Source organism: Bradyrhizobium sp. UFLA05-125, from assembly GCF_059803515.1.
Map to the genome: position 1 here is coordinate 78444 of NZ_JBANBJ010000025.1, position 25076 is coordinate 103519.

At 63.6% G+C, this 25076-nt stretch carries 22 protein-coding genes and 1 tRNA gene; 10 read left to right on the top strand and 13 right to left on the bottom strand.

What is annotated here, in order from left to right:
- The first annotated feature begins 414 nt into the window (after positions 1 to 414).
- Entirely contained in the window at positions 415 to 2190 is a 1776-nt protein-coding gene (locus SO156_RS22340) for a sigma 54-interacting transcriptional regulator (protein ID WP_498536248.1), read from the top strand.
- Between the two features lie 22 nt (positions 2191 to 2212).
- Here SO156_RS22340 and SO156_RS22345 read toward each other — a convergent pair whose 3' ends face one another.
- The 3 genes from SO156_RS22345 to SO156_RS22355 all read right to left on the bottom strand — a co-directional run bounded on the left by SO156_RS22345 (position 2213) and on the right by SO156_RS22355 (position 4203).
- On the bottom strand, positions 2213 to 2884 hold the full coding sequence (locus SO156_RS22345; protein ID WP_498536249.1) for a dienelactone hydrolase family protein: 672 nt from the start codon (positions 2882 to 2884) through the stop codon (positions 2213 to 2215).
- A 191-nt stretch (positions 2885 to 3075) separates the two neighbouring features.
- Complete coding sequence (locus SO156_RS22350) at positions 3076 to 3414, bottom strand: hypothetical protein (protein WP_498536266.1); 339 nt, start codon at positions 3412 to 3414, stop codon at positions 3076 to 3078.
- A gap of 3 nt (positions 3415 to 3417) precedes the next feature.
- Complete coding sequence (locus SO156_RS22355; protein WP_498536250.1) at positions 3418 to 4203, bottom strand: alpha/beta fold hydrolase; 786 nt, start codon at positions 4201 to 4203, stop codon at positions 3418 to 3420.
- Between the two features lie 437 nt (positions 4204 to 4640).
- Here SO156_RS22355 and SO156_RS22360 point away from each other — a divergent pair, with 437 nt between their 5' ends.
- On the top strand, positions 4641 to 5132 hold the full coding sequence (locus SO156_RS22360) for a (2Fe-2S)-binding protein (protein WP_084808318.1): 492 nt from the start codon (positions 4641 to 4643) through the stop codon (positions 5130 to 5132).
- The gene (locus SO156_RS22365) at positions 5129 to 7414 is read left to right on the top strand and encodes a xanthine dehydrogenase family protein molybdopterin-binding subunit (protein WP_498536251.1); all 2286 of its coding nucleotides are present in this window, start codon (positions 5129 to 5131) and stop codon (positions 7412 to 7414) included. The genes SO156_RS22360 and SO156_RS22365 overlap by 4 nt, the downstream gene beginning before the upstream one ends.
- A gap of 409 nt (positions 7415 to 7823) precedes the next feature.
- Here the strand turns inward: SO156_RS22365 and SO156_RS22370 are convergent, their stop codons facing one another.
- Both SO156_RS22370 and obgE read right to left on the bottom strand, forming a co-directional pair.
- On the bottom strand, positions 7824 to 9455 hold the full coding sequence (locus tag SO156_RS22370) for an alkaline phosphatase family protein (RefSeq protein WP_498536252.1): 1632 nt from the start codon (positions 9453 to 9455) through the stop codon (positions 7824 to 7826).
- Between the two features lie 69 nt (positions 9456 to 9524).
- Complete coding sequence (gene obgE, locus SO156_RS22375; protein ID WP_458148258.1) at positions 9525 to 10577, bottom strand: GTPase ObgE; 1053 nt, start codon at positions 10575 to 10577, stop codon at positions 9525 to 9527.
- Between the two features lie 147 nt (positions 10578 to 10724).
- On the opposite strand from obgE, the gene SO156_RS22380 reads away from it, so the two are divergent.
- The gene (locus tag SO156_RS22380; protein ID WP_498536253.1) at positions 10725 to 11723 is read left to right on the top strand and encodes an ABC transporter substrate-binding protein; all 999 of its coding nucleotides are present in this window, start codon (positions 10725 to 10727) and stop codon (positions 11721 to 11723) included.
- Positions 11724 to 11726: 3 nt separating this feature from the next.
- On the opposite strand, the gene SO156_RS22385 is transcribed toward SO156_RS22380, so the two are convergent.
- Positions 11727 to 12206, bottom strand: coding sequence for a MaoC family dehydratase (locus SO156_RS22385; RefSeq protein ID WP_458148260.1), 480 nt, complete (start codon positions 12204 to 12206; stop codon positions 11727 to 11729).
- Positions 12207 to 12323: 117 nt separating this feature from the next.
- On the opposite strand from SO156_RS22385, the gene SO156_RS22390 reads away from it, so the two are divergent.
- Positions 12324 to 13238 carry a DMT family transporter gene (locus SO156_RS22390; protein WP_498536254.1) on the top strand — a complete coding sequence of 305 codons (915 nt, stop codon included), beginning with the start codon at positions 12324 to 12326 and terminating at the stop codon, positions 13236 to 13238.
- Between the two features lie 79 nt (positions 13239 to 13317).
- Here the strand turns inward: SO156_RS22390 and SO156_RS22395 are convergent, their stop codons facing one another.
- The 3 genes from SO156_RS22395 to rplU form a co-directional block, all read right to left on the bottom strand.
- On the bottom strand, positions 13318 to 13911 hold the full coding sequence (locus tag SO156_RS22395) for a GNAT family N-acetyltransferase (RefSeq protein WP_458148262.1): 594 nt from the start codon (positions 13909 to 13911) through the stop codon (positions 13318 to 13320).
- Positions 13912 to 14051: 140 nt separating this feature from the next.
- Positions 14052 to 14321 carry a 50S ribosomal protein L27 gene (gene rpmA / locus SO156_RS22400; RefSeq protein ID WP_027554523.1) on the bottom strand — a complete coding sequence of 90 codons (270 nt, stop codon included), beginning with the start codon at positions 14319 to 14321 and terminating at the stop codon, positions 14052 to 14054.
- A gap of 103 nt (positions 14322 to 14424) precedes the next feature.
- The gene (gene rplU / locus SO156_RS22405; RefSeq protein WP_458148263.1) at positions 14425 to 14799 is read right to left on the bottom strand and encodes a 50S ribosomal protein L21; all 375 of its coding nucleotides are present in this window, start codon (positions 14797 to 14799) and stop codon (positions 14425 to 14427) included.
- Positions 14800 to 15136: 337 nt separating this feature from the next.
- Between rplU and SO156_RS22410 the strand changes: the two genes are divergently transcribed.
- Positions 15137 to 16297, top strand: coding sequence for an ROK family protein (locus SO156_RS22410; protein ID WP_498536255.1), 1161 nt, complete (start codon positions 15137 to 15139; stop codon positions 16295 to 16297).
- A gap of 643 nt (positions 16298 to 16940) precedes the next feature.
- Positions 16941 to 17030, top strand: a tRNA-Ser gene (locus tag SO156_RS22415).
- A 53-nt stretch (positions 17031 to 17083) separates the two neighbouring features.
- On the opposite strand, the gene SO156_RS22420 is transcribed toward SO156_RS22415, so the two are convergent.
- Positions 17084 to 18106: an LLM class flavin-dependent oxidoreductase gene (locus SO156_RS22420; protein ID WP_498536256.1), complete on the bottom strand. Its 1023-nt coding sequence runs from the start codon at positions 18104 to 18106 to the stop codon at positions 17084 to 17086.
- Between SO156_RS22420 and SO156_RS22425 the strand changes: the two genes are divergently transcribed.
- Positions 18074 to 18799: a hypothetical protein gene (locus SO156_RS22425; protein ID WP_498536257.1), complete on the top strand. Its 726-nt coding sequence runs from the start codon at positions 18074 to 18076 to the stop codon at positions 18797 to 18799. The two genes, SO156_RS22420 and SO156_RS22425, sit on opposite strands and share 33 nt — an antisense overlap.
- Positions 18800 to 18949: 150 nt before the next feature.
- Here SO156_RS22425 and SO156_RS22430 read toward each other — a convergent pair whose 3' ends face one another.
- Entirely contained in the window at positions 18950 to 20359 is a 1410-nt protein-coding gene (locus SO156_RS22430) for an aminotransferase-like domain-containing protein (RefSeq protein WP_498536258.1), read from the bottom strand.
- A 117-nt stretch (positions 20360 to 20476) separates the two neighbouring features.
- Here SO156_RS22430 and SO156_RS22435 point away from each other — a divergent pair, with 117 nt between their 5' ends.
- On the top strand, positions 20477 to 21337 hold the full coding sequence (locus SO156_RS22435) for a DMT family transporter (protein WP_498536259.1): 861 nt from the start codon (positions 20477 to 20479) through the stop codon (positions 21335 to 21337).
- A gap of 554 nt (positions 21338 to 21891) precedes the next feature.
- Positions 21892 to 22263, top strand: a complete 372-nt coding sequence (locus tag SO156_RS22440) for a hypothetical protein (RefSeq protein WP_498536260.1) — start codon at positions 21892 to 21894, stop codon at positions 22261 to 22263.
- Positions 22264 to 22881: 618 nt separating this feature from the next.
- Here SO156_RS22440 and SO156_RS22445 read toward each other — a convergent pair.
- Together SO156_RS22445 and SO156_RS22450 are read right to left on the bottom strand one after the other, a co-directional pair.
- Positions 22882 to 24096: an EAL domain-containing response regulator gene (locus tag SO156_RS22445; protein WP_458148270.1), complete on the bottom strand. Its 1215-nt coding sequence runs from the start codon at positions 24094 to 24096 to the stop codon at positions 22882 to 22884.
- Between the two features lie 285 nt (positions 24097 to 24381).
- Complete coding sequence (locus SO156_RS22450; protein WP_498536261.1) at positions 24382 to 24807, bottom strand: hypothetical protein; 426 nt, start codon at positions 24805 to 24807, stop codon at positions 24382 to 24384.
- Positions 24808 to 25076: the final 269 nt, after the last annotated feature.

Below are 25076 nucleotides of genomic sequence, written 5' to 3' on the forward strand. Positions count from 1 at the left end.
CAAACCTCCCTTATGCCCGCATGGTGCGGCGCTTGTTGACTGCCCGCGGGGCGCGATCCGCGGGTGCAGGGAGGAGGCCAAGGCGCAAGGCCGGGTGCTGATGATCGCGATGGATCACCGGCTCGATCGCACGGGAATTCATGCTCCCGCATCTTGTCGTGGAGACCGTGGATGGGCCCCTTGCTTCGCTTCCTCCCGCGAATGGGCAGGTAATTAGCAAGGCCGGTGCCAGCCGCAGCGGGGCGGATGCGCCGAGCGCCGGCCGGTCGAGATATGGAAGGCCCATCAATGGGATAGTAATTTACTTCAAGAGCCGGCGGGCCGCGGCGGGCAGGGTGACCGGGGCGGACACTTCCTGAAATGGAGAAGTTTCTCTAAGCTTGATTTTATCATTTAATGAAATTCGGGGGGCTCGTGTCGGAGAAGGAATCGTTGGTCTCGCTGGCCGAGGCATCGCGCCGCGCGAAGGGGATCCTCAAGCGCGGGGCCAGCAGCCAGATCGAAACCGGCGCGCCGCCGACCTTCGACGATCTTGCGGAGTCCCTGCATTTCGCGCTCGGCGATGGCCGCATCTGGCTCAACGACCAGCGCATGATCCTGATGCAATCGCAGGTGCTCGGGCGCTTGCGCGCCGAGATCATCGACGCCTTCGGGATGGAAACCGCCAAGGCGATCTTCATGCGGGTGGGCTACATGCAGGGCGCGCGTGACGCCGCGCTGATCCAGAAACGCTTTCCGAACGAAGACCTGACCCACGCGCTGGCTGCGGGACCGCGTGTCCACACGCTGGAGGGTTTCGTCAAGGTCACGACGCGGCACTTCGAGTTTGATCGCGACAGGGGCACCTATTTCGGTGAGTTCTACTGGGACGATTCGTCGGAAGCGGCCGAGCATGTCGCCAGCTATGGTCTCGCCACCGAGCCGGTGTGCTGGCTCCAGGCTGGCTATCCCTCGGGCTACACCACAAAACTGTTCGGCAGGCCGGTGATCTTTCGCGAGATTGAGTGCGCAGGCATGGGGGCGCCGCGCTGTGTCGTTATCGGTCAGCATGCCGACGCCTGGGGCGACAATGCTCCGGAGCGGCAATATTTCGGTTTGGAATGGAAGAGCCGCCCTCTTTATGCCGCGGCCGTTTCTGTTGCCGAACAGGAGGCTCCTGCCGAGGTCGACGCCAAAGGCGATGTTGCGGTCGGCGTTTCGGCAGCCTTCGTTCGCACGCGGCGTCAGCTCGAGCGTGTCGCTGCCACCGATGCAACCGTGCTGTTTGTCGGCGAGTCCGGTGTTGGCAAGGAGCTGTTCTCAGGCCAGTTGCATGCGATGAGCCGGCGCAGCGCGGGCCCGTTCGTCGCGATCAACTGCGCCGCGATTCCGGAGCAGCTTGTCGAGTCCGAGCTGTTTGGAGTCGAGAAGGGCGCCTATACCGGCGCGATCGCGTCACGCGCAGGTTACTTCGAGCGCGCTTCGGGCGGCACGCTATTCCTCGACGAGATCGCCTCGCTGACTTATTCGGCGCAGGGCAAGGTGTTGCGCGCGCTCCAGGAGCGGAAGATCGAGCGCGTCGGTGGCACAAAGACCATCTCTCTCGATGTCCGGGTGGCTGCGGCATCCAACGTCGATCTCAGCGCGGAGGTGACCGCCGGACGCTTCCGACAGGACCTCTATTTCCGTCTCTGCGTTTTTCCGATCGCGATCCCACCGCTGCGCGAGCGACGCGACGACATTCCGCTGCTGATGGCGCACTTCCTCGGCGTCTACTGTGCGCGGCACGGCCGTCGCCTCACCGGCTTTAGCCGTCGTGCGACCGACGCGCTGCTCAAATATAACTATCCCGGCAACATCCGCGAATTGCAGAATTTGATCGAGCGTGGCGTCGTTTATGCTGATGATGGCGGCATGATCGATGTGGCCCATCTGTTCAGCGGTTCTGAGCTCCTGCCGCCCTTCTCGATCCAGCTTACCAGCGAGGGACGGCTTGGACGGATGCCGCTTCAGGCAGACGGCATTGAGCCGGTGGACGCGCTAGCTGCGCCGTCGTCCCAACATGGAGCATCGTTTGCGGATGTGGAGCGCGCCACCTATGAGGCGGCCCTTGCCCGTGCCGGCGGCAACGTCTCGGCCGCCGCGCGTGCTCTGAGGATCAGCCGGGCGCAGCTCGACTACCGGCTGCGGAGGCTTGGCGTGCGGCCCTAGCCGGATCGAGAAGATGCCTTCGTCATTTCAAATGCGTCGCAAAGAACGCCATGCTGCGCGGCCAGGCGATGTCGGCGCTGGCCTTGTCGTAGCTCGGCCGTTCGTCGCAGTTGAAGCCGTGCTGAGCGCTCGCGTAGATGAAGACCTCGACGTCTGCCCGCTTGGCCTTGATGGTCTCGACGTCGGTCAGGGGAATGCCGGCGTCTTTCTCGCCGAAATGCAGCTGTGTCGGTACGTTCGGCTTCTCATCGGCAAAGCGCACGATGGCGCCGCCATAATAGCCGATCGCGGCCGAGAGGCCGGAGAGCCGCGCCGCTGCGACATAGGCGATGCTGCCGCCTAAGCAGAATCCGATGATGCCGACCGGGCCGGCGCTCTTCACCGCTTCGATCGCGGCTTGCGTATCGCGCAGCATCGCCGCCCAGTCGGGATTGGCGACGAATTTGCGCGCCTCGGCGATCTCGTCGGGCGAATAGCCCGACTGGAAATTGGGTGAGGTGCGATCGAAGATCGACGGCGCGATCGCGACATAGCCTTCCTTGGCGAGCCGGTCGCAGACCGAGCGGATGTGATGATTGACCCCAAAGATCTCCTGGATCACCACCACCGCGCCTTTCGGCGCGCCAGTGGGGTCGGCACGATACGCACCGAGCTGGAAATTGTCGGAGGCCGTCAGCCTGATGTCCTGTCCCACGAGGTTGTCCTTCGTTGTTGGTTGTTGAGTGAATTGTTGGTTCCGAGATTTCGCTCTCTCCCCTCATCCTGAGGAGCGCGCTCTTGTGCGCGTCTCGAAGGATGGAGGCCGAGCGGCAGCAGCGGGGCCTTCATCCTTCGAGACGCTTGCTTTGCAAGCTCCTCAGGATGAGGGGAGGGCTCTGTTGCGTCCTACTCCCACATCCAGTTCTCGCCGTAGTCCTCCTTCCAGCCTGCGAGGCGACCATGGCGGAATTGCAGGAACAGGCGGTGACGGTAGGGGATGAGCCGGCTGCCGCCGAGATTGCGCAAGGCGAGGTAGATCTCGTTGCCGGGGCGTCCGCGAACATATTGCAGCGGCTGGCCCAACGCTTGCGCCGCCTGGGCGGCATCCATCCCGAAGGCCAACGGTGCGGTGTTCGACAATGTCGTGACGAAGGGTTGGCGCGGCGGCACCCATTGCTCGGCTCGGGCCGCGGCCGTCATCATGCCCAGCACTATCGCGACAGTTGTCACCATCGTCGGCTTCATCATTCAGATCCCTTCGCGGCCCGCCTCGTGCGGCAGATTTTTCAGGAAGGGGACCACCGCGTCAACAAAAGCCTGCGGCTGATCGATGTTGACGGCATGCCCGGCCGAAGGGATCACGACCTTGTGTGCGTCGGGGATTTTGGCCGCCATGTAGTCGGACGCGGCGAGGAACGGCGTGTCGTCGGCGCCGATCACGATCAGCGACGGCACCTTGATGTCGGGCAAGAGCTCCATCACCTTCGCGTCGCGCTGGGTCAGCATGCCGCGCGCGGCGAGCGCAAGCCCCTTGGCGTTGCGGTGGCTGGCGGTCGCGCGTTCGCGGGTCGCCGATTGCAGCACGTCGAGACCCTCGCGGTCGAGCTTGTCGGCTGTGGCGCGTGCGCGCGCGTTCCAGGCCTCGCGCGCATCGTCCTTCCTGAAGCCCGGACCGGTGTCGATGATCAAGAGCGCGCGCACGCGCTTCTGATGTGCGCGATAGAAGGCGAGCGACATGTAACCGCCGAGCGACAGCCCGCCGATGATGGCGCGCTGCGCGCCGATCGCGTCGAGGATTGCGGCCATGTCGCCGACGGTCAGCGCTTCGCTATAGGCATTGGGGTCGTCGGGATAGTCCGACTGGCCATGACCGCGCATGTCCCACAGCACGAGCGTGGTGTGCCTGGCGAGTGCATCGATCTGCCCGTGCCACATCGCGGAGGTCGAGGAATAGCCGTGGGTCAGGAGCAGCGGCGGCCCACTGCCGTGGACTTCGTAGTGGATCGCAACTCCGTCTCGATCGATCTGTGGCATCGCGCTCAGCCGTGTTCGTTTGTCATTTTGTAGGGTGGGTTAGCGCAGCGTAGCCCACCGCTTTTGTCGCCGCACAAGAAGAGGTGGGTTAGCCTAGCGGACTGCGCTTCGCGCAGCCGCGGGCTAACCCTACGAATTTCGCTCGCTTCGAACATCCTAGCGCGACGGGTTACTTCGAGGATACTAGCTCGCCGTGATGGCATGCATGCGTCGCATGAATTTTGCCGCTTATTCCGTCAGCCGGTTTGCACGAACGCGTTGTCGCAACGCACAAAGGTGATGCGCGCGTTGTGCTTGTTCGATCGCTTCCAGATTGCATTTGCCTCCGCAAACGAACGCGATCATTCTTGCGCCCAAGGCCGACGCCAGCCCGGTGGGTGTCGGCCAGACAAGTTGCCGCCGTAAGCGGCTTCATGCACCGGCAGGGGAAGAAAACCATGCCTACTCTCACCATCAACGGGCGGAGTATGTCCGTGGATGCGGCAAACGATACGCCGCTCCTTTGGGCGATCCGCGAGCAATTGCAGATGACTGGCACGAAATTCGGCTGTGGTGCCGGTCTGTGCGGCGCCTGCACCGTGCACGTCAACGGCGAAGCCGTCCGCTCGTGCCAGACTATGGTCGGCGACGTCGCCGGCAAGAAGATCACCACCATCGAAGGCCTCTCCGCCAAGGGTGATCACCCCTTGCAGAAGGCGTGGATCGCCGAGCAGGTCCCGCAATGCGGTTACTGCCAATCCGGGCAGATCATGCAGGCCGCTTCGCTGCTGGCGAAGAATCCGAACCCGACCAAGGAAGAGGTCGTCGCGCACATGGACGGCAATCTCTGCCGTTGCATGACGTATTCACGGATCCAGAAGGCGATCATGCGTGCCGCAACCGAGATGCGCACCGCGTCCGCGTCCGGCAACGAGCGGAGGCCCACATGAACCAGCACGTGAAGAACGTCACCCCCGAGACGACTGATCTCGGCCGCCGCTCGTTCCTGGTCGGCACTGCGGCCACCGGTCTCGTGCTCGGCTATGCCGGCGTACCCGGCGTCAGTGAGGCGCTTGCGGCCGCACCGGTCAATTTCGAGCCGAGCGTCTGGTACGCGATCTCGCCGGAAGGTCTCGTCACCGTGACCTGCGGCAAGGCCGACATGGGCCAGCACATCGCCTCCACCATGGCGCAGATCGTCTGCGAAGAGCTCGGCGCGAAGTGGAGCGACATGCGCGTGCAGCTCGCCTCCAACGACCCGAAGTTCAACGACCCCGTGCTCGGTGCGCAGATCACCGGCGGCAGCTGGTCGACCATGATGAACTTCGACGCGATGAGCCGTGCGGGTGCCGCGGGTCGCATAGCCTTGACCGACGCCGCCGCGACCGCGATGGCCGTGCCGGCAAGCGAGCTCGTGGTGCGCGATTCCGTGATCTCGCACGCTAAGTCGAAGAAGCACATGAGCTTTGCCGACGTGGTAAAGAGCGGCAAGGCGACCAAGACCTTCACGGCCGACGAGCTCAAGGCCATCACGCTGAAGACGCCGGACCAGTACACCATGATCGGCGTGTCGGTGCCGCAGCTCGACATCCCCTCCAAGACCAACGGCACGGCCAAGTATGGCATCGACGTCATGCTGCCGGGCATGCTCTACGGCAAGGTGGTGACGCCGCCGGTGCGCTTCGGCGCCACGGTGAAATCGGTCGACGACAGCGACGCCAAGAAGGTGCCGGGCTTCATCAAGGCGATCACCATCGACGACAAGACGCAGACCACCTCGGGCTGGGTCGTGGCTGTCGCCAACACCTACGCCAACGCGCGCAAGGCCGCGGACGCGTTGAAGATCGCCTATGACGGTGGTCCGAACGCGAAGCTGTCGAGCCAGTCGTTGCTGGACGAGGCGAAGCGGCTCCAGGGCCTCGACGATTCCGGCCAGTACTTCGTCAAGGACGGTGATCCCTCGGCGGCGTTCGGCTCGGCGGCCAAGGTGCTGGAGGCGGAATACACCACCAACATCAACATCCACGCGCCGATGGAGCCGATGAACGCCACAGCGGAGTTCAAGGGCGAGATCCTGCACATCTATTCCGGCAACCAGTTCGCCACGCGCTCCGGCGCGATCGCCGCCGGTGCCGCCGGGATCGATCCGAAGTTCGTGGTCATGCACCAGATGTGGCTCGGCGGCGGCTTCGGCCGGCGGCTCGATGCCGACATGATGGTGCCGGCGGTGCAGGCGGCCAAGGCCGTGGGCAAGCCGGTCAAGGTGATCTACTCGCGCGAGAACGACATGACGATGGATTTCTCGCGTCCGCTCACCTACCAGAAGGTGAAGGCCGGCGTGGACGGCGATGGCAAGCTCACCGCGCTCAGCCACGATGTGGTCTCGGCCTGGCCGACCGCACGCTGGGGAATCCCCGATTTCCTGTCACCCTCGGTCGACAAGAAGGGGCCGCTCGATGCCTTCACGGTGAACGGGTCGGACTTCTTCTACACCGTACCCAACCACTATGTGCGGGCGATCAAGAACGAGATGGCGCACAACGCCACCCCGTCCGGTCAGCTCCGCTCGGTGGCGCCGGGTTGGACCTTCTGGGCCGTCGAAAGCATGATCGACGAGATCGCGGCTGCGACGGGCAAGGACCCCGCCCAGTTCCGCATCTCGCTGCTCGATGGCGCGGGCAAGAACGACGGCGGCGCGCAGCGGCTGCGCAACACGCTGCTCGCCGCGATGGGCCTTGCCGGCTACGGCACCAAGAAGCTGCCAAAGGGAGAGGGCATGGGCGTGGCCTGCGTGTCGTCGCAGGAACGTGCGACCGCAAGCTGGACGGCTTGCGTCGCGCACGTCGCCGTGGCGCCCTCGGGCGAAGTGACGGTGAAGAAGCTCACGGTTGCGACCGACGTCGGCACGCAGGTGCATCCCGACAACATCCGCGCCCAGGTCGAGGGTGCGGCGCTGTGGGGCCTGTCGCTTGCGTTGTACGAGAAGGCGACGCTGAAGGACGGTGGCATCGAGCAGACCAACTTCGACAGCTACACGCCCTTGCGCATGAGCCAGATGCCGGAGGTCGCGGTCGCAGTGATCGCCAATGGCGAGAAGGCGACCGGCGTCGGCGAACCAGCGGTGACGGTGGTCGCTCCGGCCATCGGCAACGCCATCTTCAACGCCTCGGGCGCGCGCGTCCGCAGCCTGCCCATCACGGCCGAAGCCGTGAAGGGCAACATGAAGGCGTAAGGCAGGCCACTGGCTGTAATTGAGACGATCCGCCGGAGGGCACCCTCCGGCGGATTTTTTGTGCGATCCGTCTTGCCACACACTCAGCGTCATGCCCCGCGCAGGCGCAGACGGGGCATCCAGTACTCCGCAGCCTCGCCGTATCCCATCGCCGCTTCTGGAATACTGGATCACCCGCTTGTCCACGCGCTTCCGCGTTTGGGGTGAGACATGGATGCCCGCGACAAGTCCGGGCATGAAGCGTTGAGAGAGCCGTGCAACTCTTTCTTGCTCCTCATCCTGAGGAGCCGCGGAGCGGCTCCTCGAAGGATGAAGGCCGCGGTGCAGCAGCAGGGCTCTCATGGTTCTCGCGGCGATGCGGAGCATCGTCCGCCAGACGGCGCTTGCGCGCCTCCTCACCACAAAGGTCCTACAGCTTCGCACGCTGCGCGATGCCGTCGCGGATCGAGGTAAGCTCTGCTTCATCCCAGATGCCGATCAGGAACCCGCCCTTCACCTGGAGCTGATTGTCGGCATAGGTCGCGATCTTATCAGGGGGGGTGGTGATGTGACCGCTTGGATGCAGCGCCCAGTCGAACAGCTCGGCCTGAAGCCTTGCAATGATGCCGGCGCAACCAGGATCATCGCCGCGATCAATGAATTCATCCGGATCGGTCTCGAGGTCGTACAGCATCGGGCGGAAGCCGGTGGCGTGGATATATTTCCAGCGGCCGTCGAACACCATGAACAGGCGGCAGCGCTCGATCGGCTGATTCAGCTTCAGCCGCACGTCCTGCATGGCGTAGTCATATTCGGAGAACGCGACCTTGCGCCATTCGGGCTTGTCGCCGCGCAGCAGCGGCAATAGCGAACGGCCCTCAAGAATGTGGCCGGGCACCTTGCCGCCAAAATAATCGACGAAGGTCGGCGCAAGATCGATGCCCTCGACCAGCGCATCGCATGTCGTGCCGCGTGTCGCGTCGGCGTCCTTCGAGGGATCGATGATGATGAGCGGGATTTTCGCCGACTGCTCGTGGAACAGATCCTTCTCGCCCATCCAGTGGTCGCCGAGATAATCGCCATGATCCGAGGTGAACACGATCATGGTAGTTTCCAAGAGGCCGTGCGCCTCCAGGAATTTCATCAGCACGCCCATCTGATCGTCGATCTGCGTGATCAGGCCCATATAGGTCGGGATCACCTTCTCGCGGGCCTCGTCGCGCGCCATGTTGCGGGAGTAGCGCATGTCCATATAGGCGCCGAACACCGGATGCGGGTTCTGCCGCTCGCGCTCGGAGCGGATCGCCGGCAGCATGTCCGACGTCTTGTACATGCTCGCGTAGGGTTCGGGCGCGATATAGGGCCAATGCGGCTTGATGTAGGAGAGGTGCAGGCACCACGGCCGTCCATCGCTCTCTGCCTCGGTGATGAAGTCCATCGCGCGGCGCGTCATGTAGGGCGTCTCGGAATGTTCGTCCGGCACGCGCGCGGCCTTGTCGGCGTGGACCAGCAACCAGCCGTTCTGCAAAGACCCGTCGTCGGCAGCACCTGAATTGGCCCAATGCTCCCAGGGATTGGTCGCCTCAAATCCTTGGCCGCGCAGATACGCGTCGTATTTCGGACGCGGCCGGCCGGTCGGATGCAGACCGTCGTCGCGCTCATAGGGCTCGAAACCGCATTCGGCGACGTGCACGCCGATGATCGATTCCAAGGGGATGCCGAGCGCTTTCATGCCTTCGAGGTCGGGCGCCATGTGGGTCTTGCCGACCAGCACGTTGCGCACGCCGATCTTGCCCAAGTGATCGCCGAGCGTCGGCTCGCCGACGCGCAGCGGCCAGCCGTTCCAGTGCGAGCCGTGCGAACGCATGTAGCGCCCGGTGTAGAACGACATCCGCGACGGCCCGCAGATCGGCGACTGCACATAGGCCTTGGAGAAGAGCACGCCGCGCTTGGCCATGGCGTCGATGTTCGGCGTCTTCAGCGTCGGATGACCGGTGCAGCCGAGATAGTCGTAGCGAAGCTGGTCGCACATGATCCAGAGAACGTTTTTCGCGCGCGACATGCCTCGGCCCTGCTTCTTATTGATTGCTTGATGCTGCGCTAACGCGGCGGCGAAGACAAGCAGCGGGACTCAACGCTCGACGTCGACCGACCACGGCTCCGCTTCGGCCGCGCTCTTGGCCTTGCTGGACACCGGGCTTTCGCCGATCACGTCTGCAAGCACGCGCAATGCTTCCTTGACGCCCTGGCCGGTGGCGCCGGAGAGCAGCAGCGGTGTCTTCTTGGCAGCGCGCTTCAGGCGGTCCTTCTGCTTTTTCAATTCATCCGGCTCGACCGCGTCGATCTTGTTCAGCGCGACGATCTCGATCTTGTCGGTCAGCAGCCCGCCATAGGCATCGAGCTCCTTGCGCACCGTCTTGTAGGCCTTGCCCGCGTGCTCGCAGGTCGCGTCGACGAGATGCAGCAGCACGCGGCAGCGCTCGACATGGCCGAGGAAGCGGTCGCCGAGGCCGGCGCCCTCATGCGCGCCCTCGATCAGACCCGGAATATCCGCCAGCACGAATTCGCGGCCGTCGGCATTCACGACGCCGAGCTGCGGATGCAGCGTGGTGAAGGGATAGTCGGCGATCTTTGGCTTTGCCGCGCTGACCTTGGAGAGAAAGGTCGACTTGCCGGCATTGGGAAGCCCAACCAGGCCGGCATCCGCGATCAGCTTCAGCCGCAGCCAGATCCAGCGCTCTTCGCCGGGCTGGCCGGGATTGGCGTTGCGCGGCGCGCGGTTGGTCGACGACTTGAAATGCGCATTGCCGAACCCGCCATTGCCGCCTTCGGCGAGCACGAACTTTTCGCCGACCTTGGTGAAGTCGTGGATCAGCGTCTCGCGGTCCTCATCGAAGATCTGCGTGCCCATTGGGACCTTCAGCACGATCGCCTTGCCGTTGGCGCCGTGGCGGTCCGAGCCCATGCCGTTCTCGCCCTTCTGGGCCTTGAAGTGCTGCTGGTAGCGATAGTCGATCAGCGTGTTCAGCCCGTCGGCGACTTCGATGACGACATTGCCGCCGCGGCCGCCATTGCCGCCGGAGGGACCGCCGAACTCGATGAACTTCTCGCGGCGGAACGCCACGCAGCCGTTCCCGCCGTCACCGGAGCGGATATAGACCTTTGCTTCGTCGAGGAATTTCATGGGCCATAGGTAGGGCAGGGGAGCGGGCGCGGCAACCCGAACTTGTCCGGGCGGAGGCCGAAATTTAAGTGATTTTCGGCCCTTGCTTAACCGTTGGGGCGTCCGGCGGTCGACGTGATATAGGCGGGGGGGGAGCAGGGAGTGGAAATGAGGCGGCGGGAGTTCATTGCAGGCGCCGTGTCGGTCGCCATGCTGTCGCGGGCCGGCGCACAGACGGCGCCCGGCGGCAAGCGGCTTGCGATCTACAGCCCGTCGGAGCCGTCATCGCTGATGCACGAGGACAGCACCAATCGGTACTACCGCGCCCTGTTCGCCGAACTGCGCCGGCTTGGCCAGGTCAGCGGCGATACGCTCACTGTCGAGCGCTGGGGCGCAGAGAAGGCGGGCATCGGTGCGCCTGCGCTGGTCGAGGAGGTCGTCCGCAGCAATCCCGACGTGATCTACATCGTCGGGCCGGGCGCGCTTCTGTTCAAGCGCGCCACGGACAAAATTCCGATCGTGGCCCTGACCGCCGATCCGGTGGCGCAGGGGATCGCCGCGAACATCGCACGTCCAGGCGGAAATTTCACCGGCGTCAGCGTCGATACCGGCCCGTCGATCCACGGCAAGCGGATCGCGCTGCTCCGCGAGATCTATCCAAAACTCTCTAGGCTCGCCTACGTCACGCTGCGTGGTGCGTGGGAAGGTGTACAGGGACCGAGCGTCCGCGCCGCTGCGACCGCAACGGGAACCGAGGTCATTCCATACCTGGTCGAATTTCCGACGACCGAGGCGAGCTACCGGGACCTGATCGCAGGAATTCGTCCCAGCGGCGCCGACGCAGTCATGATCGGTGACAGTCCTGACGTGATGGCGAAGCGAACGGTGATCACGGCACAGATCGCGGCCGCAGCACTTCCTGCCATCTACCCGCTGTCGGAATTCGTCGATGTCGGCGGTCTCATGACCTATTCCTTCGACCTCGTCGAACTGAACAAGCGCGCCGCCAACAACATCGATGCCATTCTGCGCGGCGCGTATCCCGGCGATATCCCGTTCTATCAGGCGTCCAAGTTCGAGCTGGCGTTGAATCTGAGGACGGCGAAGGCACTGTCGCTGGATGTGCCCGCGACGCTACTCGCGAGCGCCGATCGCGTGATCGAATAGCAGTCAGGTCGACCGCCGTCGGATCAGGAATTTCTGGGTCCCCTCCAGCACCAGCTCCTTGCGCTGATTGTAGACGGTGCTCGCGAGCGTCACCACGCCCGTCGTGCGTCCCGGCACGAGTTCGGTCACCTCCAGCGCTGGATAGATCGTATCGTCGGCGAACACCGGCTTGAGAAAGCGGCTCGACTGCTCGAGGAAGCCGACCAGCGACTCCTCGACCATGAAGGGAAACAGGCCTGCGCCGGGCGCGGTGTGGATCAGCGTCTGGAAGCCGTGAGCGAGCAGGTTCGGCATGCCGCGGGCGCGGCAATATTCGACGTCATAGTGCACCGGGTGGGTGTCGCCGCTCGCGGTCTGGAACGCGGCGAACACGGCCGCGGTCTGCGTGCGGCTCGGGAGCACGAAGCGTTCGCCGAGGGCGAAATCCTCAAACCAGCGTTGCGTGGGGATCATGCGATGCCGGGTCGGATCGAACGCGGTCATATCTGCTGCTCTCTTGCCGAAGATACCAATCGCTACCGCGACGCGAAGAGTGCGACAATACGTTCAATTCGTCATGACCGGGCTTGTCCCGGACATCCACGCAGCTAAAAGGCGCCAATGCCTCTCTTCAAGAAACTCTCCGCCTACGACGACCGCTCGGCGCGGCTGGCCGGCATCGCGCTCATGGTGTTGTCGATCTTCCTGTTCTCGTTCGGCGATGCCATGGGCAAGTTCATCGTCGCGACCTATTCGGTGGGGCAGCTCTTGTTTCTGCGCGCCTGCGCGGCCTTGCTCGTGCTGGCGCCGTCGATCTGGCGGCAGCGCCACGAGTTCACCCATCTGGAGCGGCCGTGGCTGCAGCTTTTCCGCGTGGTGCTCTCGACGCTGGAGGTGGCGGCCTTTTTCCTCGCGACCGTCTATCTGCCGCTCGCCGACGTCATCACCTATTATCTAGCAGGTCCCATTTTCGTTACCGCGCTGTCCGCGATCTTCTTGGGCGAGCAGGTCGGCTGGCGGCGCTGGACCGCGATCCTGATCGGCTTCTGCGGCGTCCTGATCGCGCTCCGCCCGTCGGCGCAGACGGTCAGCCTACCGGCGCTGATCGCGCTCGGCGGCAGCCTGTCGTTTGCGACGCTGATGCTGGTCACGCGCTCACTTCGCGAGACGCCCGACATCGTGATGGCCTCCTCACAGTTCGGCGGCACGTTCCTGCTCGGGCTCGCCCTGTCCCTGTTTCACTGGGTGCCGCCGAGCGCGGGCAGTCTCGTGGTCTTTGCGCTGGCAGGATGCACCTCGGTCGCCGCGCTCCTGTGCGTCAACCGCTCGCTCAAGCTCGCGCCCGCGAGCGTGGTGGTGCCCTATCAATACTCGATGATCGTCTGGGCCGTGATCTTCGGTTTCGTCGTGTTCGGCGACGTCCCCTCGATCGCCACCATCATCGGCGCCGCCATCATCATCGGCGCGGGCTTCTACATCTTCCTGCGCGAACGGGACTTGGGTCGGCAGGACACGCAGGTTAATCCGCCGGTGTGAGTGCAAATGCGACCGTCGGCCCGGAACGCGCGAAGCGCGAGCCCGGGACGACGATCGTGACTGTGGCGTCGCTCGCGCCTTACCTGACCCGCCTCGCGCTGCTCCAGCTCTTCAGCGAGGACCACACGCCGCGCGACAGGCGGAAGCAGTCGACGGGCGTCGAGGAGCCCAGCGCGTAGAAGCGATGCAGCTGGACGCCGCTCCACTGGAAGCCGCACTTTTCCAGCACGTTGCGCGAGGCCGGATTGGTGACGCGCGCGCCGGCGTAGAGATGATCTTCCGAAAACTCCTCGAAGAAGAAGTCGATCGCCCCGCGCGCAGCCTCGGTGGCAAAGCCTCTTCCCCAATGCTCGACACCGAGCCAGTAGCCGAGCTCGGCTGCATCCGGCGTCGAACAGTCGATTCCGATCATGCCGACGGGCGCATTGTCATGCTCGATCAGGAACGCGGTCTCGCTGCCGAGCTCCGCAGTGGCGCGGACGAATTCCACGGCATCGTCGTGCGAATAGGGATGCGGCAGGCGGCGCGTGTTCTCGGCGATGCGGCGGTCGTTGGCGAGGCGCGCGATCGCCTTGACGTCGGCGAGCGTCGGCTTGCGCAAGGTCAGCCGCTCGGTGGCGACGACATGAGGTCTCGCCTCGCGCAAGATCGTGCTCGAAAAGTCCTGCAACATGTCCGGCTCCGTCAAAGACTTTGAGTCAAAACGAAAAGGGGAGGCCGGTTTCCCGCCTCCCCTGGAGCCTTCGATCTTTTGATCTCAAGGACTCCGCCGGTTTGGTCAGGACCCGGCGGACTCCAATTTGATCCACCGTATTATTCAGCCGCCTCTGCGATCGGAAGCACCGATACGAATGTGCGGCCGTTGGCTTTAGCCTGGAACGCAACGCGGCCTTCAACCTTGGCGAACAGAGTGTGGTCAGTGCCCATGCCGACATTAAGGCCGGGATGCCAGGTGGTACCGCGCTGGCGCGCAATGATGTTGCCGGGAATCACACGCTCCCCGCCGAACACCTTGATGCCGAGGCGCTTGCCCTTCGAATCGCGTCCGTTGCGCGATGAACCGCCTGCTTTTTTGTGAGCCATGGCTCGTCTCCGAAATCCTGCGTATCTCTAGATCAATTCCTTGACGGAATCATTTCACAATTTCTCACGCATCAATTTGTGAATTGGCGTGATCAAAGTTTCGCTATTCAGCGGCTTCCTTCGCCACCTTCTCCTTCTTCGGACGCGGCCCCTTGGTGGGCTTGGCGTTTTCGGTCAGGATCTCGGTGACGCGGAGCACGGTGATCTCGTCGCGATAGCCGCGCTTGCGGCGCGAGTTCTTGCGGCGGCGCTTCTTGAACGCGATGACCTTCGGCCCGCGCTTGTGCTGGAGCACCTCAGCTGCCACGGACGCGCCCGCAACCGTCGGGGCACCCAGGACCGGCGTGTCGCCGCCGACCACCAAAACTTCACTCAACTGCACGATCGTGCCGACTTCGCCGGCGATCTTGCCAATTTCCAGGACATCATCCGGAACGACGCGGTACTGCCGGCCGCCGGTTTTGATGACTGCGAACATCGTTCTCTTCCTTCGTGTTCAATCCCGGCCTTTCGGACTTTCGTCCGGGCCGGCTTTTTGTCAGTCGCTATGGGTTTTCAGCGTTCTGCGCGGGTGGGGTATGACCCTCAAAATCCACGCAAAAACAAGCGGCGCGAGCAACGCCCCGCGCCTGCTGCGGGGACTTATAGCGGCCGAACGACCGGAGTCAAGGAAAACCGGGCCAAAAAGGCTCCGAATTTGAAGCATTTGCGCGGTTTTTGCCGTCAGGCCGGCTGGCACGGATAATTGGCCGCACCTGCAACCAACGAGTTCCCCCGCCGTTGTCATCCCGGATTTCAAAGCGGGCAAGGGCTCCATGGCAGACGAGCTGGTTTTGACGACGGGGATCGCGCAGCACGGCGCTGCCCGCCTGCCGTCGGTGGACGTCGACAGTTTTAACGCCGAGCTGAAGGACGAGGACGGCTTTCTCGGGGACCGCGCCAGCAAAAGCGCATTCCGGGCCATCCTGGACCATTGGCGCAAGCCGCTGCGCAAGACCGGCGAGGACCCCTTTGGCGACGAGCCCTCGGACAAGATCGCCAAGAAGACGCTGGATGACATGCTGATCGGCGACGATACCGAGGCCTCCGCCGTGGTGCACAGCGCGATCGAGGATTTTGCCCAGGAGCTCGCCTACGTCACCCGTCGCTTCCTGAAGACAAAAGCCTGGGCGAAGACCGAGCGCATCGTGGTCGGTGGCGGTTTTCGCGACAGCCGCCTGGGCGAACTCGCGATCGCCCGCGCCGACATCATCCTGAAGGCCGAGGGTTTCAAGGGCGACATGCTGCCGATCCGCTTCCACCCGGACGAGGCGGCCCTGATCGGCGCGCTGCATCTGGCGCCGTCCTGGATTTTCGAGGCCCATGACAGCATCCTCGCCGTCGATATCGGCGGCACCAATATCCGCTGCGGCGTGGTCGAGACCCGCTGGAAAAAGGCGAAGGATCTCTCCAAGGCCTGCGTCTGGAAGTCCGACCTGTGGCGTCACGCCGACGACGAGCCGACCCGCGAAGGTGCGGTAAAGCGGCTCACCAAGATGCTGAAGGAGCTGATCGCGGTGGCCGACACCGAGGGGTTGAGGCTCGCGCCTTTCATCGGCATTGCCTGTCCCGGCGTGATCAAGGAGGACGGCTCGATCGAGAAAGGCGCACAGAATCTCCCCGGCAATTGGGAGAGCAGCAAGTTCAACCTACCGGCGAGCCTGGTCGAAGGCATCCCGGTCATCGGCGAGCACGACACCGCTATCCTGATGCACAATGACGGCGTTGTGCAGGGGCTTTCCGAGGTGCCGTTCATGCAGGACGTCGAGCGCTGGGGCGTTCTCACCATCGGCACCGGGCTCGGCAATGCGCGCTTCACCAACCGCCGCAAGGAGGGGGCGAACGGCAAGGACCGTAACTCCACGGATAACGGGAAGAAGAAGGCCAAGGAAACCAATAAGGAAGCCAACAAGGAAAACAACAAGGAGAGCAGGTAGAACGACGAGGAGTAACCTTGACTGGTTAGGTTAAGGCGCGGATTGCGTTGCAGCACGCCGCGCGGTCGCTACGGTCCATCCGTCGCCTCACGCCGGCCGGCGAAGCCGCCCTTCTCGGCCTGCAATTTCAATGAGCGGCAACGGGACCGCCAGTGTTTACCGCGTCTGGCGGTCCCACCCGTGCGGCTGTCGCGGCGCCGGCCCGTTGCTTCCCAGCCCCGTTGCTTCCCAGCCCCGTCGCTTCCATTGTGATTCGCTTCCACAGGGCTTGGTTGCGCTCCGCTGGGTTTGCTACGTTTTGGCACAATCTGCACTTTGCACCCGTTCTCTCAGGTCTAGTATTACCGCATGGGGAACGATCTGGTGTTTCGTATCACGGTCATCGTCCTGGGAACGCTGCCGGTCGTGCTGACGGCTTTGGCCCTGCTCGGCGCTCCATTCGGAGAGTGAGCGCCCGATCCGGCGCTGGTGCAGGACCGTGCAAATTGGCGCGAAACCGGCTCTCGGACCGGTTTTGCAGCAGCTTTCCTGCGCGCACCATCCACGAGGCGCGGGATTTTCGTCCCGCCCGCCTTGTCTGACCCGTCATCCTCGCCTAGAACACGCCCCGACCGCACGGGGCTACCCCGATTTGGCGCCTTCAGGAGAGGTGGCAGAGTGGTTGAATGCACCGCACTCGAAATGCGGCATAGGTGCAAGCCTATCGGGGGTTCGAATCCCTCCCTCTCCGCCATCCGAACGCCATTCCGGTAAGCCGTCCGCCTACAGCCCTCGAACGGCTTTGCCTCACCGCCACCCAAGCGCCGGCGCGACGTGCTTCAGGATCGCTTCGATCGCATGGGCGCAGTAGGCGACGCCCAACTGATTCGGGACAGTGAGCAGCAACGTGTCGGCTTCCGTGATGGCGTCGTCCTTGCGGAGCTGCTCGATCAGGACATCCGGCTCGGCAGCATAGCTGCGGCCAAAGATCGCACGCGTGTGCGGGTCGATGAATCCGATCTGGTCCTCTGCTTCGCCGCCACGCCCGAAATAGGCGCGGTCGCGATCATCCATCAGCGCGAAGATGCTGCGGCTGACCGAGACGCGCGGCTCTCTGACGTGGCCGGCCTCCTTCCAGGCGGCGCGGTAGGCACGGATCTGGGCGGCCTGCTGCACATGGAAGGCCTCGCCCGTCTCGTCGTTCTTGAGCGTCGAGCTTTGCAGGTTCATCCCGAGCCTGGCCGCCGAGACGGCGGTGGCGTTCGAGCCGGCACCCCACCAGATCCTCTCGCGCAGGCCCTGCGAATGCGGCTCGAGGCGTAAGAGGCCGGGCGGGTTCGGAAACATCGGCTGCGGATTGGGCTTTGCAAAACCTTCGCCGCGCAGGAGGTCGAGGAAAATCTCGGCATGACGCCGGCCCATGTCCGCGTCGCTTTGGCCTTCGGCCGGCTGATAGCCGAAATAGCGCCAGCCATCGATCACCTGCTCCGGCGAGCCGCGGCTGATGCCGAGCTGCAGCCGTCCGCCGGCGATCAGATCGGCGCTACCTGCATCCTCCGCCATGTAGAGCGGATTCTCGTAGCGCATGTCGATCACGGCAGTGCCGATCTCGATACGGCTGGTCCTTGCCCCGACCGCTGCCAGCAGCGGAAAGGGAGAAGCGAGCTGACGCGCGAAATGATGGACGCGGAAATAGGCCCCGTCCGCGCCCAGCTCCTCGGCGGCCATCGCGAGCTCGATGGATTGCAACAGCGTATCCCCAGCCGAGCGGGTCTGCGATTGCGGCGAGGGCGTCCAGTGCCCGAACGAGAGAAAGCCGATCTTTTTCATGCTGCCAATCTAGTTATGTCCGGGCCGGTTTACGATGGTCATTGCGAAACGACTGTTTCGAGCTTGCTCGAAATGGGCGGCTCCAGCTATTTTTCAACCTCTGGTGTCGCTCCTCCAAGCAAGACTTGGTGCCGAAGTTCACACGGTTTGCCTGGCGGTCCGGGAAACGATGCGATGGCGGACTGGCTTACTCACTTTCTCTATTCGTTTGCGAACCAGGCCGGTGCCTGGTTCGTTGGCATCGTCTTGACCGTGCTCGGATTGTTTTCGACGCGTCTTGTGGAGAAAATAAAGTTCGCCCTGAACCGGGCCGACATGCGCGCCAAGTACTATGAAGAGATGGCGATCGATATCAGTCATTTCGTCTTTATCATCGACCGGCTCGTGAAGGTCTACTACGGCAGCACATGGGCAAGTAGCGACGACAAGAGCGCTATTGCGCAAGAGTACAATGAGGTGATGAACACGATTTCAAGGAAGGAATACGTCTACCGCTCATGGGTCCAGCGCTTCTGGGACAAGGAAACCGCAGCCGCCTTCGATCTGACCATGGAAAAGATGAAGGCTGTCGACCGTCTCCTGATTCTGATCAACGAGGGCGGCAACCAGAAGGATAATCTGGAAAAACTCAATGTCGCGTTTCGCGACCTCCGCCAGACAGCCTCTGGCCTGCTTACGGCAAGCGTTAGGTGACGCAAGACCGCTAACCCTTGCGGGCCCTGGGCGAGGCAATATCCGCGTCCTAAAGCGCGATGAGACTGGGATGAATCGTCATCGCGCTTTAGGTTGTTGTTTGAACATGATCTTTTCGGAAAACCGCTCCACACTTTTCCGGATCATGCTCTAATGACGTCTCTTCGCGCTCAACGCGCGGCGCAGCACGTCCCAGATTCGCGGCTCCGTCGACTGAGCCACATTGAAACGCAGGAAGGCACTGGCCGTCTCCGACACGCTGAAGACATTCCCCGGCGCAAGCACGACGTCTTCGGCAAGCGCTGCGTGGGCGATTTCCGTCGAATCCAGTCCGTCGGGCAGGCGGCACCAGAGAAAAAATCCGCCGCTCGGCATCAGCCACGGCTCGAGGCCCAGCGCCGCGAGCTTGCGCGCCACCTCGCGCCGGGTGCGTAACAGCTTTTGCCTGAGCTCATCCATGTGCTTGCGGTAGCTGCCGCCCGCGAGCACCTTCGCGATCACCTCGGTCGCAACCGGGCTCGGACCGCCAAAGCTGGTTGCGACCTGGAGGTCGACGAGATGCTCGATCCAGTCGGGCTTTGCTGCGATATAGCCGCAACGTACCGAGGCGGAGAGCGTCTTGGAAAAGCTGCCGATACGAATGACGTTGGTGAGTCCGTCGAGGGCGGCAAGGCGCGGCGACCGCTCGGATTCGAAATCGGCAAAGATATCGTCCTCGATGATCGTCACATCATGTGCAGCGGCGGCGCTCAAGACGCGATGCGCGGTTTGCAGCGACAGCGTCGCGCCGGTCGGATTGTGGAGCGCGGAATTGGTGATGTAGAGGCGCGGCCGCTCCGCGGCGAGGATCGCCTCGAATCGAGCGACGTCGGGGCCCGACGCCGTGTAGGGCACGCCCATGATCTTCACCTGATGCGCGCGCAGCAGTGCGCGAAAATTGAAGTAGCAGGGATCATCGACCAGCACCGTGTCACCGGGCCGCAGCAGGAAGCGGCAGACGAGGTCGGTCGCTTGCGTGCCCGAGCCCGTGAGCACGAGCTGGTCGATCGAGGCCTCGATGCCGTCCTCGGCAAAGCGGGCCAGCAGATACCGGCGCACTGCGATCGAGCCGCGCGTAGAGCCATAGTCCGTGAGCACGCTGTCATCGCTACGGGCGATCGCGCGAAAAGCACGGCGCAAGGCCGCCTCCGGCATCCAGTCCGCCGGCAGCCAGCCACAGCCGGGCTTGAGCGTGGCCGAATCGGCATCGAGCGATTGCCGTGACACCCAGAACGGATCGACGGCGCGGTCGCGGCGCGGCTCGACATCGGTGAGCGCCAGCGGTGGCATTGTTGTCGCGGAGACGTAGAAGCCGGAGCCACGACGGGCACGGATCACGCCTTCCGCTGCGAGGCGATCATAGGCTTCCACCACGGTGGAGGGCGAAACGCCCATGCTCGTGGCCAGCTTGCGGATCGAGGGCAGGCGATCGCCCGGGACAAGCGCGCGGCCCGCGACCTTGGCGCGGATGGCGCTCATCACCTCTAGGGTGCGCGCCCCGCCGCGGCCTCTGGTTTGCATCAGCTCGTCCAAGTGTATGGGCTTCCATACCAATACAGTTTGACCAGATTGTATGGGATTGTCGCTGGTTCTGCCACCCTCAAAAGGCCAAGGTCGACCACGGGAAAGCGAGGCGACATGCAATCGGCCGGCAACGGATGGGGCAACGGACTTCTGGGCGTCGTCATTTTCAGTGGCTCGCTGCCGGCGACGCGCGTCGCGGTCGGCGGCTTTTCCGCAACCTTCCTGACCTCGGCGCGCGCGGTGATCGCCGCGCTGTTGGGAGCGGCGCTGCTTGCCCTGCTTCATCAACAGAGACCCGCGCGAAAAGACCTTGCCTCGCTCGCCATCGTCTCGCTGGGCGTCGTGGTCGGCTTCCCGCTGCTGACGGCGCTGGCGCTTCTGCACATCACCTCGGCACGTTCGATCGTCTTCATCGGTCTGTTGCCGCTTGCAACCGCCGTCTCCGCCGTGCTGCGCGGCGGCGAGCGGCCGCGATTGCCGTTCTGGCTGTTCTCGATCCTCGGCAGCGCGACGGTTGCGGGTTTTGCACTGTCGGGCGGCGGCGCGGGCTCACTCAGCGGCGATCTGCTGATGGTCGCCGCGATCCTGCTCTGCGGCCTCGGCTACGCCGAAGGCGCGACGCTGTCACGCCGGCTCGGCGGCTGGCAGGTCATCTCATGGGCGCTCATTCTCGCCCTTCCGCTGATGCTGCCGGTCGCAATCATGTCGTTGCCTCCAACATGGGACAACATCGGCGCGCCGGCCTGGATCGGCCTTGCCTATGTCTCCGTCTTCAGCATGTTCGTCGGCTTCGTGTTCTGGTACCGCGGCCTCGCTCTCGGCGGCACCGCCAGCATCAGTCAGTTGCAACAGTTTCAGCCGTTCTTCGGCCTCGCGCTGGCTGGCCTCGTCCTGCACGAGCCAGTGGCGTGGACGATGATCGCAGCTACCGCGCTCGTGGTCGTCTGCGTCGCGTTTGCGCGGCGGTTTGCCTGAGGCCGTCGCCTTACCCCCGTACCGTCTCCGTCCGCGTCAGCGCGATCTTCATGCGGGTCACCGCCATCTGGTGCCATTGCGACGCGATCACCAACGTTGATCTGGATCAACGCCTGCTCTGGCACGTCGTGGCTGCTTGCATGAGTTGCCGAATACCGGGGGCGATGCATCGTACGTCCCCATCGTTGCTGTTGCTGCCTTTGCGATGATGAGCACTGCATTCGCATAAAGAGTACTACCCCGCACGTCTCGCTGCTGCGGCGGGGTGAGGCAGTAATCGGATCCTTTCGAACGACTGAAAGTGATCCGTCGATCGTTGCTGGCATGCATAGTCAACTGAATTTGGAGTCGAACTGGCTGCCCGCACCCGCCGGCAAGTTCATTCTGATGCTGCGGATGTATTGGCCCAACGAGAAAGAGCCTTCGATTATCTCAACGGCACCTGGTCTCCGCCGGCTGTCAGGAAGGTTGCGAGCAGCTGACCGCAAAGGACCGGCAAACGGGAGCGGTGGAAGGAGCGGATCAAGGTTTAGCAGGACCCGAGGGAGGTCAAGATGAAGATCGCACTGTTGTCGGCGGCACTCCTCGGAGGCCAATTGGTGACGCCCGTTTCCGATCGAGTCCCCCATTTGAATGTTGAGGTGCTCTGCAAGGGCACGGCGGCCGATGACAAGGCGAATGGAATCGCCTTGGGGCAGAGTTTCGACAGCTGCATGAGCGATGAAACGAAGGCTCAGCAGCAGCTGGATGTTCTTTGGTCGGCAAATGCCGGTCCTGTTCGTGATCGCTGCGAAAAGGAGGCGACTTCAATTGCCTTCGCTCAAAGCTACGTCGATCTCCTCACTTGTATCCAGGAAGGCGACCCCGCGAGTCCGCCGTCCGGAGGCCCGCAGAGGCGAGCAAGCAAGAAGCGAGACGCGAAGTAGGTCTGTCGAACCAACAAGGGAGGCTGTCATGCAATGCGGAACGAGACTGTGGTTTGCCGGCGCCGTTATCGCCTGTGCAGCGATAAGCTCTGTGCAGTGGTCAGAAGGAGATGGACTTTCATTCTCGATTCAGAGCGCGCAGGCCCGCGTCGGGCGGCCCGCGACGCCAGTGAGCGTCGCCGGCGTCGCGCGTCGAACGACGCGCCGTGCCGTGGTCGGTGGAGCGGCCGTAGGTGCAGCGACGGTTGGAGCCGCCGTCGCGGCGCCAACTTGCGCCCGCGTGATGGTCAACGGCGTATGGGTCTGTCGCTAGAAGCGGAATGCTTTTGGTTGAATCGATTGGCCGCGGGCTCGCTCTGCCTCTCCCGCTTGCGGGGGAGGTCGGCGCGAAGCGCCGGGTGGGGGCTCTCTCCATATCGGGAGTGTCCATTGCGGAAACACCCCCACCCCAGCCCTCCCCCGCAAGCGGGAGAGGGAGCGCACTTACTTTGCGGATGCAACTAGACCTTATTTGAACATGCTCTAGGCGAACGATCTTTCCCTGGGAGGTCGACGCGGCGACCGCGCGCGTGGTCGTCTGCGTCGCCTTCGCGCGGCGGTTGGCGTGAGGCCGCAGCCTCACCCCTGTCCCATCACCGTCCGCGTCAGTGCGCTCCTGGCAAATTTCTTCAGCGGCATCGGCTTGCCGAACAGATAGCCTTGCACGAGGTCGAAGCCGATCTCGTTGGCGGCGACGAGGTCGGCGCGGCTTTCGATGCCTTCGGCGACGCTGCGCGCGCCGTAGTCGCGGGCGAGCTCGACGATGTGGCGGCACACGGTGCGCTTCAGCGCATCGTTGCTGCTGCCGGTGACGAAATGGCGGTCGGCCTTGAGCTTGACGAAGGGAAACCGGTCGAGACCCATCAGCTCCGGCCAGTTGGTGCCGACATTGTCGATGGCGAGCCCGATGTTGTGAAAGCGCACCTCCGAGGCAACGTCGAGCAGCAGGTCGAGATCCCGGATCACCTCGGCGCTTTCGATCTCGATCGTCAGCCCGCCAAAAGCAGGATGCGTGGGCATGCGCCGGCAGAGATCGCGCACGGCCTGTCCCTCGCGCAGGAAAGAGGCCGGCAGGTTGATCGAGAGATCGACCGGGCTCTGCCGCTCGACGAGATAATGCCAGTCCTGCAGGACGCGTTCGATCACGAACTCGGACAATTCGCGAAAGTGCGGATCGCGCTCCTCAGGAATGAAATAGGCCGGCGGCACCACGCCCCAGGTCGGATGCCGCATCCGCACCAGCGCCTCGGCGCCGCAGCGGATCAAGGTGCGCGCGTCGATCTTCGGCTGGTACCAGAGTTCGAGCCAGCCGGCATGCAAGGCTTCGCCGACATGTACGGCAGGGCTCGGCGCCGGTTCGTCCGGCAGCAGCATCGCGATGCGGTCGCGCAGCGTCTCGGCGGCAAAGGGGGTCGTCAGCGGCGGCAGCATGGCAAGGCCATATTCCTCGCCGACCTGCTGCACCGCCTTGACGATGATCGACTCGCGCGCGCCGACGGCCAAGACCTTGCCGCCAAACTCCTCGCGCACCAGGATCTCGAGAAATCGCCCGGGCTCGATGCCGTCGACGGCAATGCCGAGCAGGATGAGGTCAGGCAACTCGGTGGCGAGCAAGCCCCGGAGCTCGTCGGCATTGCCGCATTCGCTGGTGACGAAGCCGAGATCTTCCAGCACCTCGCTCATGAATGCGCGCAAGTGCCGCTTCCCGTCGGCCACGCAGGCGCGTGGCGTCACTTTCCGCCGTCCAAAGGTTACAGTCTTCCGTCCGGCGAGCTCGCCCAGCCCCTCGTCCATCGCACAGCACTCCCGTTCCGTGACAGCTTCATAACGGTGAGCGCGGCTCCAAATATGGAGAGCTTCAGCATCATTGTTGAATTATTTGGGTAACGTTAAAGCCCTCATCATATGTAAAATTGTACGAATGCCGTTGAAGAAATCTTCACACTCGCGTTTGTCTCGCGCATGCGGTGCTGCAATCGTTGTGATATCCGCGGTGTCGTGCCCGCGAAGCGGCAACTCACCTGACCCAGTGAAGAGGCGACACCGCGCGCGATGTCGCCTCATAGGATAACGCCGGTATCAGTTGCTGGCAGCCTTGTCGTGCCGCGCCATGCCAACCGCCTTGTAATCGTAGGTCGGATAGAATTCGGTCCGATAGGGTCCCCACGCGCTGTCCTCGATGATGCGATTGACCTCGCGCAGCCGCGAGGCCGGCAGGCGCAGCGTGACCACCTGGCCGATGCCCATCATCACGTACCAGCTCACCACCTCGACGCCCGCTGGCGGGAAGGATTTGTAGTAACCTTGGCTCTCGAGCTGGGCATTCAGCTCGCTCAGCGGACGCGACTGGTCGTGCTTGAAGAACACCGTGAGCATGACGGCATTGTCGGCGGTCGGCGCGGCGTTGCCCGATGGCGGCGCTGTCTGTGCAATGGCCGCGGACTTGATCGCCACTGCGCCGGCCAGCAATGCGGCCATCGTCAACGTCGTTCTCACTGATCTCATATGAAATTCCTTCCTTCCAGGCGATGCATACGTCTCTCGGCGATGCATACGTCTCTCGCACGTAGCGGATCGTGTGCACAGGTCTATCACCGTCACCCCCGCGCAATGGCGAAGCCATTGTCGCTGGAGGTGCCGGAGCGCAGCGGAGGCCTCGAAGGGCGACGGCCCGGCTGCAGCATTGGGGCCGTTCATCCCTTCGAGGCTCGCAACGCAGTGCAGATGCACTGCATTGCTCGCACCTCCAGCGACGAGCGCTACGCGCTCGCGCG

Bases quoted from the DNA above. Each gene is read 5' to 3' on its own strand.
- rplU (WP_458148263.1), bottom strand. From the start codon at position 14,799: ATGTTCGCAGTCATCAAAACCGGCGGCCGGCAGTACCGCGTCGTTCCG.
- SO156_RS22365 (WP_498536251.1), top strand. From the start codon at position 5,129: ATGAACCAGCACGTGAAGAACGTCACCCCCGAGACGACTGATCTCGGC.
- obgE (WP_458148258.1), bottom strand. From the start codon at position 10,577: ATGAAATTCCTCGACGAAGCAAAGGTCTATATCCGCTCCGGTGACGGC.
- SO156_RS22435 (WP_498536259.1), top strand. From the start codon at position 20,477: ATGCAATCGGCCGGCAACGGATGGGGCAACGGACTTCTGGGCGTCGTC.
- SO156_RS22395 (WP_458148262.1), bottom strand. From the start codon at position 13,911: ATGTTGCAGGACTTTTCGAGCACGATCTTGCGCGAGGCGAGACCTCAT.
- SO156_RS22450 (WP_498536261.1), bottom strand. From the start codon at position 24,807: ATGAGATCAGTGAGAACGACGTTGACGATGGCCGCATTGCTGGCCGGC.
- SO156_RS22430 (WP_498536258.1), bottom strand. From the start codon at position 20,359: ATGCAAACCAGAGGCCGCGGCGGGGCGCGCACCCTAGAGGTGATGAGC.
- SO156_RS22445 (WP_458148270.1), bottom strand. From the start codon at position 24,096: ATGGACGAGGGGCTGGGCGAGCTCGCCGGACGGAAGACTGTAACCTTT.
- SO156_RS22350 (WP_498536266.1), bottom strand. From the start codon at position 3,414: ATGAAGCCGACGATGGTGACAACTGTCGCGATAGTGCTGGGCATGATG.
- rpmA (WP_027554523.1), bottom strand. From the start codon at position 14,321: ATGGCTCACAAAAAAGCAGGCGGTTCATCGCGCAACGGACGCGATTCG.
- SO156_RS22440 (WP_498536260.1), top strand. From the start codon at position 21,892: ATGAAGATCGCACTGTTGTCGGCGGCACTCCTCGGAGGCCAATTGGTG.
- SO156_RS22385 (WP_458148260.1), bottom strand. From the start codon at position 12,206: ATGACCGCGTTCGATCCGACCCGGCATCGCATGATCCCCACGCAACGC.
- SO156_RS22420 (WP_498536256.1), bottom strand. From the start codon at position 18,106: ATGAAAAAGATCGGCTTTCTCTCGTTCGGGCACTGGACGCCCTCGCCG.
- SO156_RS22355 (WP_498536250.1), bottom strand. From the start codon at position 4,203: ATGCCACAGATCGATCGAGACGGAGTTGCGATCCACTACGAAGTCCAC.
- SO156_RS22370 (WP_498536252.1), bottom strand. From the start codon at position 9,455: ATGTCGCGCGCGAAAAACGTTCTCTGGATCATGTGCGACCAGCTTCGC.
- SO156_RS22360 (WP_084808318.1), top strand. From the start codon at position 4,641: ATGCCTACTCTCACCATCAACGGGCGGAGTATGTCCGTGGATGCGGCA.
- SO156_RS22390 (WP_498536254.1), top strand. From the start codon at position 12,324: ATGCCTCTCTTCAAGAAACTCTCCGCCTACGACGACCGCTCGGCGCGG.
- SO156_RS22380 (WP_498536253.1), top strand. From the start codon at position 10,725: ATGAGGCGGCGGGAGTTCATTGCAGGCGCCGTGTCGGTCGCCATGCTG.
- SO156_RS22410 (WP_498536255.1), top strand. From the start codon at position 15,137: ATGGCAGACGAGCTGGTTTTGACGACGGGGATCGCGCAGCACGGCGCT.